Genomic DNA, 19783 nt, shown 5'->3' on the forward strand with positions numbered 1-19783 from the left:
TGCCCGGCGCAGAAACGCTGGCCGTCTTCGGCCCACGCGACGGCCGTTGACCCGGCCGGTCGGGGACCTGGGTCAGCGTCCTTTGGAGCTGAGTCGTCTGCGACATCGGCCGGCGCGTTCGGCTGGATGACTCGCTTGCGATATCAGCTCCACAGCGAGCCAACAGTCCGTAACCCACCCCCCTGAGCCGTCCCCCCGCGCCGAGCGACACAGAAAAAGTCAGTCTTGACTGTTTGTTTCTCAGGCCGCAGGCTGTTCGCGTGTCCCCCGCATCAACCCGCGTCCCTCAGCAGGAACGCAGCCGCGCCACTCAGGCCCGGCTGCTGGAGGCGACCGTCGACTGCCTGATCGAGCACGGCTGGTCCGGCACCACGACCACCGTCGTCGCCGCGCGGGCCGGTGTCTCGCGCGGGGCCCAGCTGCACCACTACCCGACGAAGGCCGCGCTGGTCACGGCCGCCGTGGCCCATCTCGCCGAGCGACGGGCCGCCGAGTTGCGCAGCGAAGCCGAAGCCCTGCCGGCCGGGCCGCAGCGGCTGGACCGGGTCATCGACCTGCTTGGCGTGGCGTTCACCGGGCCGCTGTTCGTGGCCGCTCTCGAGCTCTGGGTCGCCGCCCGCACCGATCGGGAACTCCGGGACGCCCTGGTGCCGTTGGAGGCGATGGTCGGCCGGGAGATGCACCGGCTCACCGTTGCCCTGCTGGGCGTCGACGAGCGTCGACCCGGCGTCCGCGAGGCGGTGCAGGCCACCCTCGACCTGCTGCGCGGGCTCGGGGTGGCCAACCTGCTCAGTGATGACTCGGCCCGTCGTACCGCCCTGTTGACCACCTGGAAACGCCAGCTCGCCACCCTGCTCACGCCCTGACCGCCGGCCGCACCGGCCACCACCGACCGGAGGCACCATGGTCGACCTCACCGACCTGCTCGCGGATCTGGCCGCCGAGTCCGCCCAGCTCGATGCCCTGGTGGCTCCGCTGCCGGCCACCGACTGGGCCCGGCCAACCCCTGCGCAGGGCTGGAGCATCGGGCACCAGATCGCCCACCTCGCCTGGACCGATCATGTGGCGTTGCTCGCCGCCACCGATCCCGAGGCGTTCTACGCGACGGTGACCACCGCCCCGAACGCGACCCGGCTGGTCGACGCGGGCGCCGAGGAGTTCCTCGCCCCGCCGGTGGAGCTGCTCGAACGCTGGCGGGCCGGCCGGACGGCTCTCGCCGACGCGCTGGCCGCCGTTCCGGTCGGCGAGAAGCTGCCCTGGTACGGCACCCGGATGTCTGCCACGTCGATGGCGACGGCCCGGATCATGGAGACCTGGGCACACGGTGAGGACGTGGCCGACGCGCTCGGCGTCGTCCGTCCCGCCACTGACCGGCTCCGGCACGTCGCGCACCTCGGTGTGCGTACCCTCGGGCACGGCTTCGCCGCCCACGGCCGGGCGACACCGACGTCGCCGGTCCGGGTCGAGCTGCTCGGGCCCGGCGGCGACACGTGGAGCTGGGGTCCGGCGGACGCCGCCGACCGACTGAGCGGCCCGGCACGGGACTTCTGCCTGCTGGTCACCCAGCGCCGCCACCGCGCGGACCTCGCCCTGGTCGCCACCGGTCCGATCGCCGACGAATGGCTCGACGTGGCGCAGGCGTTCGCCGGCCCGCCGGGTGTCGGCCGCGAGCCGGCCAGCGCGGACGGAGCACGAGCGTGATCCGGATCGGCAACGCCTCCGGCTTCTACGGTGACCGGTTCACCGCCTGGCGGGAGATGCTCGACGGCGGCGAGCTGGACGTGTTGACCGGCGACTACCTGGCCGAGTTGACCATGCTGATTCTCGCCCGGGACCGGTTGCGCGACCCCGACCTGGGCTACGCGAAGACGTTCCTCCGTCAACTGGAGACCTGTCTCGGCACCGCCCTCGACCGTGGGGTGCGGATCGTGACCAACGCCGGCGGGTTGAACCCGGCCGGCCTGGCCGCAGCCATCGACACCCTGGCCACCCGGTTGGGCCTGCCCGCCAAGGTGGGGTACGTCGAGGGCGACACGATCCAACGGCCGGACGCGCTGAGCGCGAACGCCTACCTCGGCGCTTTCGGCATCGCCGCCTGCCTGGACGGCGGCGCGGACGTGGTGGTCACCGGCCGGGTCACCGACGCGTCGCTGGTGGTCGGCCCGGCCATCGCCCGGTACGGGTGGGGCCGCGACGACCTCGACCAACTGGCCGGGGCAACAGTCGCTGGGCATCTCATCGAGTGCGGCGCACAGGTCACCGGAGGCAACTTCAGCTTCTTCACCGAGCTGCCCGACGGCGGGCACCGGCCCGGCTTCCCGATCGCCGAGGTGTCCGCCGACGGCTCGACGGTGCTCACCAAGCATCCGGGCACCGGTGGCGCGGTCACCGTGGAGACGGTCACCGCACAACTGCTCTACGAGGTCGGTGGGCCGGCGTACCTGGGACCGGACGTGGTCGCCCGACTGGACACGGTGACGTTGCGCCCCGACGGGCCGGACCGGGTCCGGGTCTCCGGCGTCCGGGGCACCCCGCCGCCGCCCACGCTGAAGGTGGGCGTCAACAACCTCGGCGGCTTCCGCAACTCGATGACGTTCGTCCTCTGCGGACTGGACATCGAGGCGAAGGCGGCGCTGGTCCGCGGGCAGGTCGAGGAGTCGGTCGGCAAGGACGGCCTGGAGTTCGTGCTGGCCCGGACCGACCACCCGGACGCCGCCGACACCGAGGCGGCCAGCGCCCTGCTGCACGTCCACCTGCGCGACGGCGACAAGGCGCGGGCCGGCCGGGCCTTCTCAGCCGCCGCCGTGGAGTTGGCCCTGGCCTCGTACCCGGGCTGCACGTTGACCACCCTCCCGGGCGACGCGACAGCGTATGGCGTCTTCACCGCCGACGTGGTGCCGCAGGACGCGGTGCCACACGTGGCGGTGCTGCCCGGCGGCGCACGGGTCCCGATCGCCGCGCCGACCCGCACCGCGCCCATCTCGGCGGCCGAGACGGCTCCGGAGGGCGACGCGACCCACGACGGTCCGACCCGGCGCGGCCCGCTCGGCGAGCTGGTCGGTGCGCGTTCCGGGGACAAGGGCGGGGACGCCAACCTCGGCGTCTGGGCGCGTAACGACGAGGCGTACGCGTGGCTGCGCGGCTGGTTGACCGTCGCACGGCTGGCCGAGCTGCTCCCGGAGACCGCGCCGCTGTCGGTGCGGCGCTATGACCTGCCGAACCTGCGCGCGGTCAACTTCGTGATCGAGGGCCTGCTCGGTGCGGGGGTGGCCGCGTCCACCCGGTTCGACCCGCAGGCGAAGGCGCTCGGTGAGCTGCTGCGCGCCCGGATCGTCGACCTGCCCGCCGACGCGCCGACGGGGGTGGCCCGATGAGCATCGTGGACACTCCGGAACGGCGGCAGCTGCGGGAGCTGACCCGCGCCTTCGTGACCCGCGAGGTGCTGCCGCACCTGGACGACTGGGAACGGGCCGGCGAGGTGCCGCGGGCCCTGCACGCCACCGCCGCGAAGCTGGGCCTGCTCGGCGTCGGCTTCCCCGAATCGGTCGGCGGCAGCGGCGGTGACCTGCTCGACTCGATCATCGTGACCGAGGAGGTGATCCGCTCCGGCGGCTCGTCCGGCCTGATCGCGGCCCTGTTCACGCACGGCATTGCCCTGCCGCACATGGTCGCGGCCGCCGGTGTGAGCATCGGCGGCTCGCTGGGCGGCCGGCTCGGTGGCACCTCGGCGCCCGGCGACGACGACCTGGTCCAGCGGTACGTCCGGCCGACCCTGGCCGGCACGATGATCGGGGCGTTGGCGATCACCGAGCCGGACGGCGGTTCGGACGTGGCCGGCATTCGCACCACCGCCCGCCGCGACGGCGACCACTACGTGGTGAACGGGTCGAAGACGTACATCACCAGCGGCCACCGGGCGGACTTCGTGACCACGGCGGTCTGCACCGACTTCCCCGGCAGCGGCGAGCTCACCCTGCTGGTCATCGACAAGGGGCTGCCCGGGTTCACGGTCGGGCGCCGGCTGGAGAAGCTGGGCTGGCACTGCTCGGACACCGCCGAGCTGTCGTTCGTCGACGTGCGGGTGCCGGTGGCCAACCGGATCGGCGCGGAGGACACCGGCTTCCTGGCGATCATGCAGAACTTCGCCGCGGAACGGCTCTCGCTGGCCACCCAGGCGTACGCCACCGCGCAGCGCTGCGTCGAGTTGGCGGTGCGCTGGTGCCGGGACCGGGAGACCTTCGGGCGTCCGCTGGCCAGCCGGCAGGTGGTCCGGCACCGGCTGGCCGAGATGCACACCCGCGCCGAGGCCGCCCGGGCGTACGTGCACGAGGTCGCCGTTCGGGTGGCGGCCGGTGAGCCGGTGGTGACCGAGGTGGCGATGGCCAAGAACGTGGCGGTGGCCGCCTGCGACGAGGTCGTCGACCAGGCGTTGCAGTTGCACGGCGGGTTCGGCTACATGCGCGACGCCGAGGTGGAGCGGCACTACCGCGACGCCCGGATCCTCGGCATCGGCGGCGGCGCCACCGAGATCATGAACGAGATCATCGTGAAGGGGATGGGCCTGTGACCACACTGGACACCACGGTCGATCCGTCCGCGCCCGGCTTCGTGGCGAACCGGGCGGCGCTGCTGGAACGGCTCGCCGAGCTGGACGCGGCGCTGGACCAGGCCCGCGCGGGCGGCGGCGAGAAGTACGTGGCCCGGCACCACAAGCGGGGCAAGCTGCTGGCCCGGGAGCGGATCGAGCTGCTGGTGGACGCCGACAGCCCGTTCCTGGAGCTGTCGCCGGTCGCCGCGTACGGCACGGACTTCCCGGTGGGCGCCAGCGTGGTCACCGGCATCGGCGTGGTCGAGGGCGTGGAGTGCCTGATCGTCGCGAACGACCCGACGGTACGCGGCGGCGCGGTCAACCCGTGGTCGCTGGCGAAGACGCGGCGGGCCGGTGAGATCGCGCTGGCCAACCGGCTGCCGATGGTCAACCTGGTCGAGTCGGCCGGGGCGGACCTGCCCACCCAGGCGGAGATCTTCATCCCGGGTGGTCGGGTGTTCCGTGACCTGACCCGACTCTCGGCCGCGGGCATCCCCACTGTCAGCGTGGTCTTCGGCAACGCCACGGCCGGTGGCGCGTACGTGCCGGGGATGTCCGACCACGTGATCATGATCCGGGACCGGTCACAGGTCTACCTGGCCGGGCCGCCGCTGGTGAAGATGGCGACCGGCGAGGTCACCGACGACGAGTCGCTGGGCGGTGCGGCGATGCACGCCGGCACGTCCGGGCTCGCCGACCACCTGGCCGAGGACGAGCGGGACGGCATCCGGCTGGCCCGGCAGTGCGTACGACGGCTGAACTGGCGCAAGCACGGCCCGTCGCCCCGTACGGCGGTGCCGCAGCCGCCGAAGTACGACCCGGACGAGCTGCTCGGCATCGCCAGCGCCGACCTGAAGGTGCCGTTCGATCCCCGTGAGGTGCTGGCCCGGATCCTCGACGGCAGCGACTTCGACGAGTTCAAGCCCGCGTACGGGGGCGCGTTGGTCACCGGTTGGGGCGAGCTGCACGGCTACCCGGTGGGCGTGCTGGCCAACGCCCGCGGTGTGCTGTTCAGCGAGGAGGCGCAGAAGGCGGCTCAGTTCATCCAGCTCGCGAACGCCTCGAACACCCCGCTGATCTTCCTCCAGAACACCACCGGCTACATGGTCGGCACCGAGTACGAGCAGCGCGGCATCATCAAGCACGGCGCTTTGATGATCAACGCGGTGTCCAACTCGACGGTGCCGCACCTGACGGTGAACCTGGGCGCCTCCTACGGGGCCGGCAACTACGGCATGTGCGGCCGGGCGTACGACCCGAGGTTCCTGTTCACCTGGCCGAACGCCAAGTCGGCGGTGATGGGCCCGGCGCAGCTCGCCGGGGTGCTGTCCATCGTGGCCCGGCAGGCGGCGGCCGCACGGGGGCGCGACTACGACGAGGACTCCGACGCGGCGATGCGGATGATGGTCGAGCAGCAGATCGAGTCCCAGTCGGGCGCGCTGTTCCTCTCCGGCCGGCTCTACGACGACGGCGTGATCGATCCCCGGGACACACGGACCGTCCTCGGGCTCTGCCTCTCGGCGATCCACAACGGCCCGGTCAAGGGTGCCGACGGCTACGGCATCTTCCGGATGTGAGAGGCGAACTGATGATGATTCGGAAACTGCTCGTTGCCAATCGCGGTGAGATCGCGCGTCGGGTCTTCGCGACCTGTCGTGCGCTGGGCGTGGAGACGGTCGCCGTGCACTCGGACGCGGACGCCGCCGAGCCGTTCGTCGGCGAGGCCGACCAGGCGGTCCGGCTGCCCGGGGCCACGCCGACCGAGACGTACCTTCAGGTCGAGAAGATCCTGGACGCGGCCCGGCGCAGCGGCGCGGACGCCGTCCATCCGGGTTACGGCTTCCTTGCCGAGAACGCCGAGTTCGCGGCGGCGGTGACCGACGCGGGGCTGACCTGGGTGGGTCCGCCGGCCAAGGTGATCGCGGCGATGGGCGACAAGCTGGCGGCCAAGGCGATGCTCGCCGAGGCGGGCGTGCCGATGTTGCCGAGCTGGACCGACACCGATGGGATCTCGGACTTCCCGGTGCTGGTGAAGGCGTCCGCCGGCGGTGGTGGGCGGGGGATGCGGATCGTCCGGGACGCCGCGGGGTTGGCCGAGGCCGTCGCGTCCGCGCGCCGCGAGGCGGCTGCGGCGTTCGGCGACGGCACGGTCTTCATCGAGCGGTACGTCGAACGCGGCCGGCACGTCGAGGTGCAGATCTTCGGCGACACCCATGGGACCGTGCACGTGCTCGGTGTCCGGGAGTGCTCGATCCAGCGCCGACACCAGAAGATCATTGAGGAGGCTCCGGGTGATCTCCCGCCGGGGCTGCATGATCGCCTGCACGAGACGGCCATGGCTGCCGGACGGGCGGTCGACTATGTGGGCGCCGGCACTGTTGAGTTCCTGCTGGCGCCGACCGGCGAGTTCTTCTTCCTGGAGATGAACACCCGACTCCAGGTGGAGCACCCCGTCACCGAGTTGGTCACCCCGGTTGGGCTGGACCTGGTTCGGATGCAGCTGCTGGTGGCCGAGGGCGCACCGCTGCCCGCACATCACCACTACCCGGCCACGCGCGGCTACGCGATTGAGGTACGGCTGTGCGCCGAGGAGCCGGCGCAGGGTTGGCGGCCCGCCACCGGCACCCTGCACCGCTTCAGCGTGCCGGGGGTGGACCGCGAGTTCGGCTGGATCCAGCGGGCGGGTCTACGGCTCGACTCCGGCGTGGTGGAGGGCTCGGTGGTGGGCGTGCACTACGACTCGCTGCTCGCCAAGCTGATCGCCGTGGCACCGACCCGGTCCGAGGCGGCCCGGGCCCTGGCAGGCGCGCTGGCCCGGGCCGAGATCCACGGGGTGGCGACCAACCGCGATCTGCTGGTCCGCGTCCTGCGTAGTCGGGAGTTCGCGGCAGGAGAGATCGACACCGGTTTCCTGGATCGGCACCCGGAGGTCTTCGCCCCGCTCCTGCCCGCCGATCAGGTTCCGCTCACCGCCCTCGCCGCCGCGCTCGCGGGTGCCGCGCACCGCCGGTCGACCGCCCCGGTGCTTGCCGGGCTCCCCTCCGGCTGGCGCAACGTGGCCGCGTTTCCCCAGGTCGCCCGCTTCACCGGCCCGGACGGCACCGAGATCGAGATCCGCTACCGGCTGGATCGCACGGGTGGGCTCGCCGAGTGGTCCAGCACCTCGGCGACGGCCTCCGGGGGCTCCGCAAATGGACCCGAAGCTCCCGAACCGGCCGCCGAGCCCGTCGTGGCACTGGTCGAGGCGACCCCGGACCGGGTGGTGCTCGACGTCGACGGGGTGCGGTGCGCGTACCGCGTACACCGGGTGGGGTCGGCGGTCTTCGTGGACGGCCCGGACGGGGCGGCGAGCCTGGCCGAGCTGCCGCGTCTCCCCCTGCCCACGGCGGAGGTGGCCGCCGGGTCGCTGCTCGCGCCGCTGCCCGGCGCGGTGACCCGGGTGCATGTTCAGGTCGGTCAGCGGGTCACGGCCGGCGAACCACTGCTCACGCTGGAAGCGATGAAGCTGGAACATCCCGTGCTCGCCCCGACCGACGGTGTGGTCGCCGAACTGCCGGTGCCGGCCGGCGGTCAGGTCCAGACGGGCGCCGTGCTGGCCGTCATCGACAGCTCCCCCGCCACCGGCGACCTGGAGCCGTCGAATCCCGAGGAGGACCCCCGATGACCTTCGACCTCACCCCCGAGCAGGACCAGTTGCGCGACGCCGTGCGGGCGTTGGGCCGTCGTTACGGCCACGGCTACTTCGTCGAGAAGGCGAAGTCCGGCGAACACACCACCGAGCTCTGGGCCGACGCCGGACGGCTCGGTTACCTGGGCGTCAACATCCCCACCGAGTACGGCGGCGGGGGCGGTGGCATCACCGAGCTGGCGATCGTCTGCGAGGAGTTGGCGGCGGTCGGCTGTCCGTTGCTGCTGCTGGTGGTCTCCCCCGCGATCGCGGCCACCGTGCTGAGCCGGCACGGCACCGAGGAACAGCGCAAACGGCACCTGCCCGGCCTCGCCGACGGCTCCCAGAAGATCGTCTTCGCGATCACCGAGCCGGAGGCCGGTTCCAACTTCCACCGCCTCGGCACTGTGGCCCGCCGCGACGGTGACGGCTGGGTGCTCAACGGCCGCAAGTGCTACATCTCCGGCGTCGACGAGGCGGATCACGTCCTGGTGGTGGCCCGGACCGAGGACTCCTCCACCGGCAAGCTCAAGCCGGCGCTGTTCCTCGTGCCGACCGACGCGGCCGGGCTGACCCGGTCCAAGTTGGACATGGAGATCCTGTCTCCGGAGAACCAGTTCCTGCTCTACCTGGACGACGTCCGGGTCCCCGCCGACGCACTGCTCGGTGAGTCGCTGGACGCCGGGCTGCCGGCGCTCTTCGCCGGGCTCAACCCGGAGCGGATCACAGTGGCCGCGATGGGGGCCGGCACCGGCCGGTACGCCATCGAACGGGCCAGCGAGTACACCGCCACCCGCAAGGTCTGGGGTGGTCGGAGCATCGGCTCCCACCAGGGGGTGTCGCACCCGTTGGCGCACGCGGCGGTGCAGGTGGAGCTTGCCCGCCTGATGATCCAGAAGGCTGCCACCCTGTACGACGCCGGCCGTGACCTGGAGGCCGGGGTGGCTGGCAACATGGCGAAGTACGCGGCCGGGGAGGCCGCCGCGCTCGCCGTGGACACCGCCGTCCAGGTGCTCGGCGGGGCTGGCATGACCACCGAGTACGGGGTGGCGACCCTGCTCGGCGCGGTGCGGGCCGGCCGGATCGCCCCGGTCAGTCGGGAGATGATCCTCAACTTCGTGGCGCAACACGTCCTGGGCCAGGACAAGTCGTACTGACCCGGGCCCCCGCGTTCCCGCACGTGCCCTCGCTGCATGATCGACTCGGATTTCTTGATTCCGGGGTGTCCGAGAGCCAATGACACCCCGATTTCCAGGAAGCCGAGTCGATCAGCGCGAGCCACGCGTGGCGGTGGTCAGCCCGGGGTGCGACAGGTGGCATCGATGCGGTGGACCGGGCGGACCCGCCGACCCATGCCCTCCAACAGTGAATCCTCGACGTGGAAGTCGTGAATGCGCAGTTGGTGGCGGGGCAACTCCTCCTCGCTCGGGCAGAGCACCTGCGCGCGGACCAGATCGACCGGCACGTACCGGACGCCGCCCTGCTCCTGAAGGATCACCATGTTGACGTCGTCAGTGGTGACCACGTGCCCGCGTACGTCCTCGGTCGGCCCGTTCTCCTCGCCGACGGTGGTGACGGTCAGCGGCAACACCGGCGTGCTGATCACCGGCACCGCGGCCCAGACCAGCGTGGCCAGGACCGCCACCTCGGTCGCCGACGCCAGCGGCCGGATCACCACACCCGGCAGCGGTCCGGCGATGAACAGGGCCAGCAGCGGCGGCACCACGATGAGCGCCAGCACCAGCCCCTCGTCGCCCTGCCGCACCGCTTCTCGCAGGGTGGGCAGCATCAGCCAGCCGTACCCGGCCAGCAGCGCGACGATGATCAGCAGCCGTGGCAGCACCCGTTCGTGCAGGCGCGCGGGACGGAGTTGGAACGCGGCCACGAATGCCGGCAGCAGCAGCGGGAGATAGAGCAGCGGCCAGGTGATCAGGGCGAGCAGGAAGCTGGCCAGCACCACCCAGGCGGGGGTGATGTCGGCCCAGCGGGCGAAGAGCGGACGGCGACGGGCACCCGGCGGCAGCCGGTCGGCGCTGACGGCCAGCACCGCGCCGAGCGCGAAGACGGCGACCAGGCCGGTCGAGAGCAGCCGAGCTGCCGTGGTCAGGAAGCCGGCGAGCAGATTGACCGGCCCGACGTTCGCCACCAGCAGCAGTGTGGTCTGGAGTTCGCCGCCGGCCTCCACCCCGAGGCGGAGCACCGAGAAGATCGCCGGTACGCCCACCACGGCGGTCCAGAACGACTGGCTGGCGCGAGCGCGTCGCTCCGCCGGGTCCCAGCGGACCCGCCCGGGCTCGACGTCGGCGATGATCGGCTCGGCGGGTTCGGCGACGGGCACACCGGCTGGCCAGTCGACACCGTCCACCCCGGCGGGCGGCGCCGACTCCGTACCGTCGATTGCCGGTGCGGCTGCGACGCCCGGCACGGAGCTGCGGGGCGGCGGGACTGTGCCGTCGCCGCCGGCGGCGGTGGTCGCCGCGCTCACTTCGTGGGCGCCTTGTCGTCGAAGTCGACCAGCTTCGGCACCTCCAGCGGCTGCGGCTGGCGCTTCTCGGCCTTGAGCCACGGACCCAGCGTCCGGTTGTACGAGGTCTGCCACGGGCTCGCCTGCTCGTCGCGCCCCTGCTGGTAGCTCTTCTGCAGGAAGAACGCGACCAGGTCGCGCAGTGCCGGGTCACCGATCGGCACGCCGACGCCCAGCAGCTCGCTGGTGCCGAACGGCATGTCGACGATCTCGAACTCCTTCGGGTGGCGCGCCAGGAAGCCGGCGAGGATCGTCTCGTCGGAGCTGACCGCGTCGTAGCGGCCCGCCCGGATGCCGGCGACGCAGTCACCGACGGTCTTCACGACCAGGGCCTTGACCTGGTGACCTCCCAGCTCGGCCTCGGAGGTGGAGCCGCCACTGGTGCAGATCTTGTAGTCCGGGTTACGGAGGTCCTCGATGGTGCTGATCTTGCCTCTCAGCCGCGTCGGCACCATCACCTCCTGCGTGGTGACAAAGTACGGCCCGGCGAAGCTCACCACCTTCTTACGCTCCTCGGTGATGGAGAAGCTGGACACCACGAGGTCGACAGTGCCGCCCTGCAACGCGGGGATCCGCTCCTCGGTGGCCACCGGAACGAACTCCAGCCGCTGGTCCCCCTCGTAGCCGAGGGAGGCCGCTATGTATTTGGCGATCTCGACGTCGAACCCGACGTGCTGCCCGTTGCGCAGCTCACCCATCAGCGGCTCGTTCGTGGCGACGCCGATGCGCAACTTCGACTGACCGTAGATGTGCGTCTCGCGCATCTTCTCCTGCACCGAGGGCAGGTCCGGTTCCCGCCGGCTGTCGCACCCAGCGGCGGCGGCAAGGGTGAGCGTGAGGGCCACCGCCAGCGTCGACGCGACCGAGCGGAGCCGGGACTGCGAACTGCCTGCGTTCATGGGCGACCTCGCTGCCGGATGAGCTTGCGGGACACCGAGAGTAGCGGCTCTTGTCCATTGAGTGTGGACGTCGTCGGCCTTGTCGGCGGGTCCTGGCGGATCGACGGCGATCTGCGCGGCGGTCGGTTCTGCGGTTGACAGCCGGCCCCGTGGCGACATGCTGGACAGGTGAGTCGATTGCCCAGACCCGATGCGCGGACGGTGGCGGTGCTCGCGGCGCTGGGAGCCCTCGCGCCGCTGGTCATGCTGGTCATCTGGCGCCGACAAGATCTTGTCGGCGTGGTCCTCGCGCTACTCTGCGTCCTGTTGACCATGGTGGCCGGGGTCGCCGTCTCCGCCGCGCGTCAGGCCGACGACCCGGAGCCGGCGGACCGGTCGGCGACCGTCGGGCCGCCCGAGCTGATGCCGTACGGGATCGACGCGGACACCCTCGACGCCCTGGACAGCCGGGCCACCCTGCGTGCGGTACGTGACCGGCGGCGCGGGTCGAACGGACTCAGCGGCGGCCGGTGAGGGTGGGCGCGGCGAGCGCGTCCACGCCCCGCCCGGCCAGGCACCGGTACGTCCGGTCGATGCTGCCGTCGACCGGCGGTAGCACCTCCAGGTGCCAGCCGCTCGGCTCGGCGATCCCGGTGGTCAAACGGAACGTCGTGGCGCTGCACACCTGCCGGACCGGGGCAGCGGCGACCACCTCGTCGTAGTCGGCACCGACCAGCGCCACCGGCAAAATCCCCTCGGCGTACGTCTCCCAGGTGTGCCGGCCGGCGCAGGGAAGCCGGACTGCCTCGGCGCGGCTGCCGCGGATCCGCACCGGGCCGAAGCACTCCAGCTCGGGCAGGCAGCGGGCGCCCTCGGGCAGGGCGGTCGGCGAGCCGGCGCCGGTCACGCAGCCGGGCAGCGGGCCGGTGGCCGGGGCGGCGACCTGGGTGACCGACGGGCTCGGGGTGGGTGATGGCGCCCGGTCGGCGACCCAGGCCCCGGCGGTGGCGGAAGCGGCGAGCGCCAGCACTCCCGCGCCGCCGAGGAACCAGCGCCGCCAGCGCCGGCCGCCGGTCACCACCTGCTGAGTGTCCTCAATGGGCGGGCGGGGCACCGGCTGACTGGCCGCGTACGGGCCGGAGAGGGTCACGCCGCCGCTGACCGGGGCACCGCTGACCGGGGCCGACGGTGAGCCGAGGGGCAGGTTGGCGAGCAGGTCGTGCAGTTCGAGGGCGGAGGGACGCGCGGCCGGGTCGTTGGCCATGCCGAGGCGCAGGACGTCGATCAGCTCGTCCGGTACGCCCGGCAGGGCGGGAAGCGGCTGGTTGAACAACTCCAGCACGGTGACCAGGCTGGGGTTGCGCTCGGACTGCCAGCGGGGCGGCCGGCCGTGCATCACCGCGTAGAGGGTGGCGCAGAGCGCGTACACGTCGACGGCCGGCGACGGCGGGCTGTGGCTGAACATCTCCGGTGGCGCGTACGCCGGGGTGAGCACCTCCAGGGTGACCGAGGCGTCCCGGTGCTCGGCGAGCACGGCCAGCCCGAAGTCGGCGAGCACTGCCGAGTTGAAGTGCGAGTGGAGGATGTTGGCGGGCTTGACGTCGCGGTGCAGCACTCCGGCCCCGTGCGAGTGGGCCAGCGCGTCGGCGATCTTGATGCCGAGGTCACGGGCCTCCACCGGGCCCAGCGGCGACGTACGCATCCGTTCGGCGTACGAGCCGTCGCAGAGTTCCATGATCAGGTAGGGGTGCTGGTCGACGGTGACCCCGACGTCGAAGAGGTCCACCACGTGCGGGTGTGACGACATCCGGCCGGCAGCCCGCGCCTCGCGCAGGAAACGGGCCTGATCCCGCTCGCTGTCCAGCGTCCGGTTTTCTACCTTGACGGCGACCTCGCGACCCACCGAGATCTGGGTGGCCTGGTAGACGGTCGCGTAGCCGCCTCGGGCAAAGACCCGCAAATCCGTCAGACCGGGCACGATCGGAACTCGCAAGCCGCCGGTCGGGGTGTCGGTCACCGCTCGAAAATACCCAACCCGACCGATGGCTCAGCGCACCGCGTCCGCCGGAGCGGCACCGGCCGGACCGGTACCCTCCTCAGCGTCCGCAGTCGCCCCGGCACCGTCGGACGTCACCACGTCGCCAGCCGGCGCGCCCCGGCGGGCGTCCAGGCGCAGGCCGACGGCGGTGGCCACCGCCCCCAGGCCTTCCCAGGCCGCCACGCCGAAGAACCGGCCCGGAGCGATGTCGGCCAGCACCGCGATGGTGAACACGGTGAACGTGACCAGCCGGAAGACGACGGTGAACCGGTAGAACACCCGCCACTCGGTGACCGTGGCCAGCAGGTAGTAGACGCCCATGTTGAACGCCGCCATCGAGGACGCCAGCAGGAACGTGCCGGTGTGGTCACCGACGGCACGCGTCTCCGGCACCTCGAACCCGAGCATGCGCAACTGCGCCTCCGGCCAGAGCAGCCCGACCGTGCCCATCACCAGCGCCAACACGCCGAAGACCGCGATGGTCCAGCCCGCGATGGAACGCGGCAGCTTCATGAAGGGCCTCCCCAGGCACGGCGACGATCACACTGTGGACCGGCACACGGTGGTGACACGCTAGCCGCTCACCCCGACCGCCACATCCCCGGAACCGGCAGAAACCGTGCCACCCACGCGCCTGCCGCGTTGATCGGTGCGGTCGTCGCACTCGCCTGCCGCGTTGATCAAGAGGTTTCGGTCACCGGGAGCCTGATTCCTGACGCAAACCTCTTGATCACCGAGGGTCAGGCGGGGTGGGGGTGGGTGGGGCAGGGTGGGTGGTGGGGTCAGGTGAGGGCGGGGGTCAGGCGGGCGCGGAGGGCGTCGGCAGCGGCGCGTTCGCTGCGCTGCTCGGTCGCGTACGCCAGGCGGACCGCCTCGTCCGCGCTGGCCAGGGCCTCCGTCGGCTGGCCGCAGGCAGCCAGCGCCTCGGCCAGCACGCTGGCCGCGATCACCTGACTACGCACGTCCTCGGCCGGCGCGGTGACCGCCCGGCGGGCCCAGTCCAACGCCTGCTCCCGCTGACCGTGGGCGAGCAGCGCCGCCGCGTACTGGGCCATCGTCTGGCGACGGGAGAAGAGCAGCGAGGGCGCGTTCGCGGCGGCCGTGGCCACCGGAGCGAGCAACCCGACCGCAGTCGCCGAGTCACCGGCGGCCAGACGGGCCGTCGCCAGCAGCACCCGGGGCGCCACCTGCGCCGGGGCCTGCGGGTTGTGCGGCTCCACAGCGGTCAGCACCGAGCGGGCCACCCGCTCGGCCGTCTCGCAGTCGCCCATGTCCAACGCGACGAAGCCGCGCAGCGTGCCGGCCATCCCGGTGAGCAACGGGTGCGAGGTGCGCTCCGCGTACGCCAGGGCGTCGGTGAGCAGGTCCGCCGCGTGCGCCGGCTCGCCCAGCCCACGCGCCACCACCGCGCGCACCACCAGCGCGAACCCGCGCCCCCAGTCGTCGGAGGCGGCGGCGAACTCCCGGTACGCCCGTCGGGCCTCCCGGTCCGCCTCGGCCAGGTCACCCAGCTCGGCCGTGGCGAAGGCGGCCACCGCACGAAGCGTGCCCACCGCCCACGCCTCACCGACCCGCTCTCCGAAGGGCAGGAACACCTGCGCCATCCGACACGCCTCGCGCAGTCGGCCGGCGAGCAGTCGGGCGAACGCCGTGGTGCCGCGCAGCCAGGCCCGCCCGTACGGGTCCTTCAGCTCGGCGAAGAGCCGGGCAGCCCGGCCGAGCACCGCGTCGGTGCCGGCGAAGTCACCCCGGGTGGTGGTCACCCAGGCCAGGTTCTGCAACGACCAGGCCTGCCCGCGTCGGTCCTTCGCGCCGAGGCTGACCTGGTACGCGGCAGCCAACCGGCTGCTCGCCTGACTCAGCCGGCCAGCCACGAAGTCGGCCATGCCGAGCCGGCGCATCGCCGTGGCGCGTTGGATGGGCAACTGGCCCGCCGTGGCCACCTGCAACGCCTCCTGCCAGGCGGTCACCGCCCGACCCTGATCACCGAGGGTTTCCTGGGCCTGCCCCGCGAGCAGCAGCGCGCTGACCCGGGTGACCTCGTCCCCCGCGTTCGCGGCGATCTTCTCGGCGTACGCCAGCGCGTCGGCCACCCGGCCGACCTGGAGCAGCGCCCGTGCGTGCACCACCCGATCGGCCGCCGGCATGCCGTCGCGAGCCAACTCGGTGGCGCGCTCGGCGTACTCCACGGCCAGCACCGGCTCACCGGCGGACAGCGACCGGCGGGCGGCCCGGCCGAGCGCGGCGACGCCGAGCGGGACCACCGCCCGGGCCGGCGCGTCGGGGCGCAGCTTCACCGCGTCGGCGAGCGTGGCGGCCCGTTCGACGTGCATCGCCACGAAGTCGTCCCGGGCCTCGTCGGTGAACCCGCCCGGCGCCCCGGCGGCGGCCTCGTTCGCGGGCGCCGCCCAGCGGGCCAGCGCGGCGTGCCGCTCGGCCAGTTCCGCCTTGCTCACCCCTGCGTACGCGGCCTCCCGCATCAACGGGGTCGCGAACGAGTAGCCGGTGCGGGAGCGGTGCAGCATCCGGCGTTGCAGCAGCTCCTCGACAGCCCTGTCGAGTTCCACGGCGACCACGGCCGACGGCCGGCCGTCGCGGCCGGCGCGCTGCTCACGCATCGCCTCCAGGGCCCCGGTCGGCACCGTGTCACCGATGACCGCGGCGTCACGCAGCACCGAACGGGCGTCCGGTGGCAGCGCGTCGATCCGGGCGGCGAGGACGGCGGCGAGGTCGCGGGAGAGCAGCCGGCTGCCCAGCGACCCGGGCACCAACCGCCAACCCGTCGACGGGCTCTGGTCGCGTTCGCCGGAGCCGGGACGATCAACCGAGGCGCGCGCACCGGGCGCCTCCTCCGGGGCACCGACACCGAACGCCGACTCCGAGGCACGGGCACCGCGCGCCGCCTCCGAGGCGCGGATACCGCGCGCTGTTTCCGTGGTGAGCGCTCCGCGCTCGATGAGCAGGGTGACCAGCTCGGCCAGGTAGAAGGGGTTGCCCTGAGCGGTGGCGAGCAGCCGGTCCGTGTCGGCCTGCGGCAGCTTGCCGCCGCTGAGGTAACTGGTGAGCAGCCGCGCCGCGTCGGCACCGCGCAGTGGCGGCAGGGAGTGCACCTCGGCGTCCGCGACCCGGGTCAGCGCGCCGGCCGTACGCACCAGCTCCGGCCGGCCGAGCAGCAGCACCAGCACCGGGCCGGTGAGCCGGGACAGGGTCAGCCCGAGGGCACTGATCGTCTCGGGGGTGGCGTCGTGCAGGTCGTCCACCACGATCACCAGTGGCGCTTCCGAGGCGAGCCCGCTGAGCAGGTTGGCGACAGCGTTCGGCACCGCCTCGGCATCCGCGGCCGGGACGCTCGACCCGCCCCACTCGCCCGAGTCGGTGCCGCCGTGGGCCGGGAGTTCGCCGTAGCCGAGCAGGGCGAGCAGTTGCTCGACGGCGATCGGGGTGGTCTCGCCGCCGGAGCGGGCGAGCCGCTGCCCGAGCCGTCGCAACCTCTCGTCCACCGCCGGTCGGGTCAGTGCGGTGGAGGCGTCACTGGGCAGGCCGACGGCGGCACGCACCAGGTCGGCCAGCGGCGCGAGCCGACGTCGCTCACCGAAGGCGGCACACCGCACCGACAGCACCCGGGCGCCCGTGTGCGCCGCGTACCGGCCAGCGCCCACGTCGTACCCGGCGGCGAGGCGCTCGACCTCCGCGGCGAACCGGGACTTGCCGATGCCCGCCTCGGCGGTCATCAGCAGCACCCGCGGGTCACCCTGGTCGATCACCTCGGCGAGCCGGCCGGCGACCCGACCGATCTCCGTCTCCCGGCCGACGTACGGCGCTTCGTCGCCCAGCCCCGAGCGGGTGCCCGGTGCGTCCAGCAGGCCCAGCAGCTCGTACGCCTCGACCGGCTCACGCTTGCCCTTGAGCCGCAGCGGGCGCAGCGCCCGCCAGGACGACACGTGTCGGGTGGCGGCGGCGGTGCGGCCGCCGGCGTAGACCGCGCCGACCGCTGCGGCGTCGGCCAGCCGGGCGGCCGTGTTCACCGTGTCGCCGATGACCGTGTATTCGATGGCGGCCTGGATGCCGGCGATGACGTCGCCGGTGTTCAACCCGACGCGCAGCCCGAGCGGCGCGCCGCCGCCCCGCTCGTCGTCGAGCACCCGGCGGACGGCCCGCTGCATGGACAGGGCGGCCCGGACGGCGCGTTCGGCGTCGTCCTCGTGCGCCACCGGGGCGCCGAAAACGGCCATGATCCCGTCGCCGGTCAGCTTGTCGACGTGCCCGCCGAAGGTCTTCACCGCACCGGCGAGCGCGGCGAGCACCCGGTCGGTGACCGCACCGACCCGTTCCGGGTCGAGGTCCTCCGACCAGGAGGTGAACTCGGAGAGGTCGCCGAAGAGCACGGTGACCACCCGGCGCTCGGCTGCCGGCAACGTGGCGGCGGCCGGCAGCGCGGCACCGCAGTTGTGGCAGAACCGCGCGCCGGGAACGGCGACGGTTCCACACACGGGGCAGGTCACATGTGCTCCAACCCACTGACCCCCGGCGCAGATTCCCCGATGCCGACACCCAGATACTCAAGCTGCGCACGGACCGACCACTCGGCCGCCCACCAGAGCGAGCGGTCCACGTCCGCGTAGACCGCCGCCACCACGTCGGCGGGCGTGCGGGCGCCGGCCGCGACCGCCGCCCGGACCTGGTCGAGCCGGGCGCGACGGTGCGCGAGGTAGAAGTCGGCGGCGGCGGCGCAGTCGGCCAGCGCCGGGCCGTGCCCGGGCAACGCCGGGATCCCCCGGTACGCGGACAGCAGCTCCAGGCTGGTCAGGTAGTCACCGAGGTGCCCGTCCGGATGGGCGACCACGGTGGTGCCCCTGCCGAGAATGGTGTCGCCGGTGAACACCACCCGCTCGTCACCGTGCCCGACCAGGAAGCAGACCGAGTCGGCGGTGTGCCCTGGAGTGCCCAGCAGGCTGATCTCCAGGCCGAAACCGCCGAGGCGTTCGCCCGGTTCGGTCAGTGGCTCGCCGCCGATGGTGTGCGCCGGGTCGACAGCGAGGACGTGCACGCCGCCGAGCAGTTCGCTCAGCCGGGCGGAGCCCTCGGTGTGGTCGGGGTGGCCGTGGGTGATCAGGACCAGCCCGATCGGGCCGTGCTCGGCGATCCGGGTCAGGTGTCCCTCGTCCGCCGGCCCCGGGTCGACCACGACGGCCTGCTCGGCCGACGGGGCGCGCAGAACCCAGGTGTTGGTGCCGTCGAGGGTCATCGGCCCCGGGTTCGGTGCACGCAGCAGTGTCACCCAGGTCGGCAGCTCGTCGGCCAGCGCCGCAGCCGGTGCCGTCACGTGCCCGCTCATGGCTGCGATGGTACGGCCCCGCCCGCAACACCCCACGATCTTGCCCACCGAACCCGGAGGAAGGCCCCGTCGACGCCTGGTGGCGAGGAAGGGGCCCCTCCTGAGCGCGGATCGCGGGGGTGCTGGTGACGCGTCAGGCGACCTCGACGATGAGCTCGATCTCCACCGGGGCGTCGAGGGGCAGTTCAGCCACTCCAACCGCGCTGCGGGCGTGGCGGCCAGCCTCGCCGAAGACGGTCCCGAAGAGGTCGGAGGCACCGTTGATCACCGCCGGCTGACCGGTGAAGCCGGGCGCGGAGGCCACGAAACCCGTCACCTTGACGACCTTGACGACGTTCTCCAGGCCGACGAGCGAGTCGACAGCGGCCAGCGCGTTGAGCGCGCACCGCTGGGCCAGATCCTTCGCCTGCTCGGCGGAGATCCCGGCGCCGACCTTGCCGGTCGCGAGCAGCTTGCCCTCGGCGATCGGCAGCTGGCCGGAGACGTACACGTGCTGCCCGGACTGTACGGCCGGCACGTAACTGGCCACCGGTGGCACGACCTCGGGCAGTTCGAACCCCAGCTCGGCGAGTTTCGCGTGCGGACCGTTGCTCACGCCTTGGGCCGCTTCAGGTAGGCGACCAGCTGGTCCGGATTGGGCCCGGGGATCACGGCGACGAGCTCCCACCCGTCCTCGCCCCAGTTGTCGAGGATCTGCTTGGTCGCGTGGACCAGCAGCGGGACCGTGGAGTATTCCCACTTCTGCATCGCTGA

General features: G+C 72.7%; 15 protein-coding genes and 2 pseudogenes. 8 read left to right on the forward strand and 9 right to left on the reverse strand.

Translation table 11 applies throughout. The features are described 5' to 3' along the window. The first annotated feature begins 260 nt into the window (after positions 1 to 260). From GA0070619_RS26605 to GA0070619_RS26635, 7 genes are read left to right on the forward strand one after another with little or no spacing between them, the layout of a single operon-like run. Positions 261 to 866, forward strand: coding sequence for a TetR/AcrR family transcriptional regulator (locus GA0070619_RS26605; protein WP_088950560.1), 606 nt, complete (start codon positions 261 to 263; stop codon positions 864 to 866). A 37-nt stretch (positions 867 to 903) separates the two neighbouring features. Beyond that, on the forward strand, positions 904 to 1701 hold the full coding sequence (locus GA0070619_RS26610; RefSeq protein ID WP_088950561.1) for a TIGR03084 family metal-binding protein: 798 nt from the start codon (positions 904 to 906) through the stop codon (positions 1699 to 1701). A gap of 56 nt (positions 1702 to 1757) precedes the next feature. Then, complete coding sequence (locus tag GA0070619_RS26615; RefSeq protein WP_412769121.1) at positions 1758 to 3374, forward strand: acyclic terpene utilization AtuA family protein; 1617 nt, start codon at positions 1758 to 1760, stop codon at positions 3372 to 3374. Beyond that, complete coding sequence (locus GA0070619_RS26620; RefSeq protein ID WP_088950563.1) at positions 3371 to 4567, forward strand: acyl-CoA dehydrogenase family protein; 1197 nt, start codon at positions 3371 to 3373, stop codon at positions 4565 to 4567. The genes GA0070619_RS26615 and GA0070619_RS26620 overlap by 4 nt, the downstream gene beginning before the upstream one ends. After that, entirely contained in the window at positions 4564 to 6165 is a 1602-nt protein-coding gene (locus GA0070619_RS26625; RefSeq protein ID WP_088950564.1) for an acyl-CoA carboxylase subunit beta, read from the forward strand. Before GA0070619_RS26620 ends, GA0070619_RS26625 begins: the two co-directional genes overlap by 4 nt. Positions 6166 to 6179: 14 nt before the next feature. Then, positions 6180 to 8252, forward strand: coding sequence for an acetyl/propionyl/methylcrotonyl-CoA carboxylase subunit alpha (locus GA0070619_RS26630; protein WP_088952073.1), 2073 nt, complete (start codon positions 6180 to 6182; stop codon positions 8250 to 8252). Then, the gene (locus GA0070619_RS26635) at positions 8249 to 9412 is read left to right on the forward strand and encodes an acyl-CoA dehydrogenase family protein (protein ID WP_088950565.1); all 1164 of its coding nucleotides are present in this window, start codon (positions 8249 to 8251) and stop codon (positions 9410 to 9412) included. Before GA0070619_RS26630 ends, GA0070619_RS26635 begins: the two co-directional genes overlap by 4 nt. Before the next feature lie 137 nt (positions 9413 to 9549). Here GA0070619_RS26635 and GA0070619_RS26640 read toward each other — a convergent pair whose 3' ends face one another. Together GA0070619_RS26640 and GA0070619_RS26645 are read right to left on the reverse strand one after the other, a co-directional pair. Further along, a complete protein-coding gene (locus tag GA0070619_RS26640) occupies positions 9550 to 10740 on the reverse strand; it encodes a hypothetical protein (RefSeq protein ID WP_088950566.1) in 1191 nt (396 codons plus the stop codon). Continuing rightward, positions 10737 to 11678 (reverse strand): transporter substrate-binding domain-containing protein, encoded by a 942-nt coding sequence (locus GA0070619_RS26645; protein ID WP_088950567.1) that lies wholly within the window; start codon positions 11676 to 11678, stop codon positions 10737 to 10739. Before GA0070619_RS26645 ends, GA0070619_RS26640 begins: the two co-directional genes overlap by 4 nt. Positions 11679 to 11855: 177 nt before the next feature. Between GA0070619_RS26645 and GA0070619_RS26650 the strand changes: the two genes are divergently transcribed. Beyond that, a complete protein-coding gene (locus GA0070619_RS26650; protein ID WP_141911636.1) occupies positions 11856 to 12191 on the forward strand; it encodes a hypothetical protein in 336 nt (111 codons plus the stop codon). On the opposite strand, the gene GA0070619_RS26655 is transcribed toward GA0070619_RS26650, so the two are convergent. The 7 genes and pseudogenes from GA0070619_RS26655 to GA0070619_RS26680 all read right to left on the reverse strand — a co-directional run bounded on the left by GA0070619_RS26655 (position 12175) and on the right by GA0070619_RS26680 (position 19777). Further along, positions 12175 to 13674: a serine/threonine-protein kinase gene (locus GA0070619_RS26655; RefSeq protein ID WP_088950569.1), complete on the reverse strand. Its 1500-nt coding sequence runs from the start codon at positions 13672 to 13674 to the stop codon at positions 12175 to 12177. The genes GA0070619_RS26650 and GA0070619_RS26655 overlap by 17 nt on opposite strands. 30 nt (positions 13675 to 13704) lie before the next feature. Then, positions 13705 to 14208, reverse strand: a complete 504-nt coding sequence (locus GA0070619_RS26660) for a hypothetical protein (RefSeq protein ID WP_088950570.1) — start codon at positions 14206 to 14208, stop codon at positions 13705 to 13707. A gap of 269 nt (positions 14209 to 14477) precedes the next feature. Further along, positions 14478 to 16487: pseudogene (locus GA0070619_RS34180) on the reverse strand (ATP-binding protein); the annotation flags it as partial. A 141-nt stretch (positions 16488 to 16628) separates the two neighbouring features. After that, positions 16629 to 18197: pseudogene (locus tag GA0070619_RS34185) on the reverse strand (adenylate/guanylate cyclase domain-containing protein); the annotation flags it as partial. Then, entirely contained in the window at positions 18194 to 19030 is an 837-nt protein-coding gene (locus GA0070619_RS26670) for an MBL fold metallo-hydrolase (RefSeq protein WP_088950572.1), read from the reverse strand. The pseudogene GA0070619_RS34185 and the gene GA0070619_RS26670, both read right to left, overlap by 4 nt. A 133-nt stretch (positions 19031 to 19163) precedes the next feature. Further along, complete coding sequence (locus tag GA0070619_RS26675) at positions 19164 to 19625, reverse strand: RidA family protein (protein WP_088950573.1); 462 nt, start codon at positions 19623 to 19625, stop codon at positions 19164 to 19166. Then, positions 19622 to 19777 (reverse strand): DUF4177 domain-containing protein, encoded by a 156-nt coding sequence (locus tag GA0070619_RS26680; protein WP_088950574.1) that lies wholly within the window; start codon positions 19775 to 19777, stop codon positions 19622 to 19624. Before GA0070619_RS26680 ends, GA0070619_RS26675 begins: the two co-directional genes overlap by 4 nt. Positions 19778 to 19783 lie beyond the last annotated feature (6 nt).

It is taken from the genome of Micromonospora zamorensis, from assembly GCF_900090275.1.
Classification (GTDB): domain Bacteria; phylum Actinomycetota; class Actinomycetes; order Mycobacteriales; family Micromonosporaceae; genus Micromonospora; species Micromonospora zamorensis.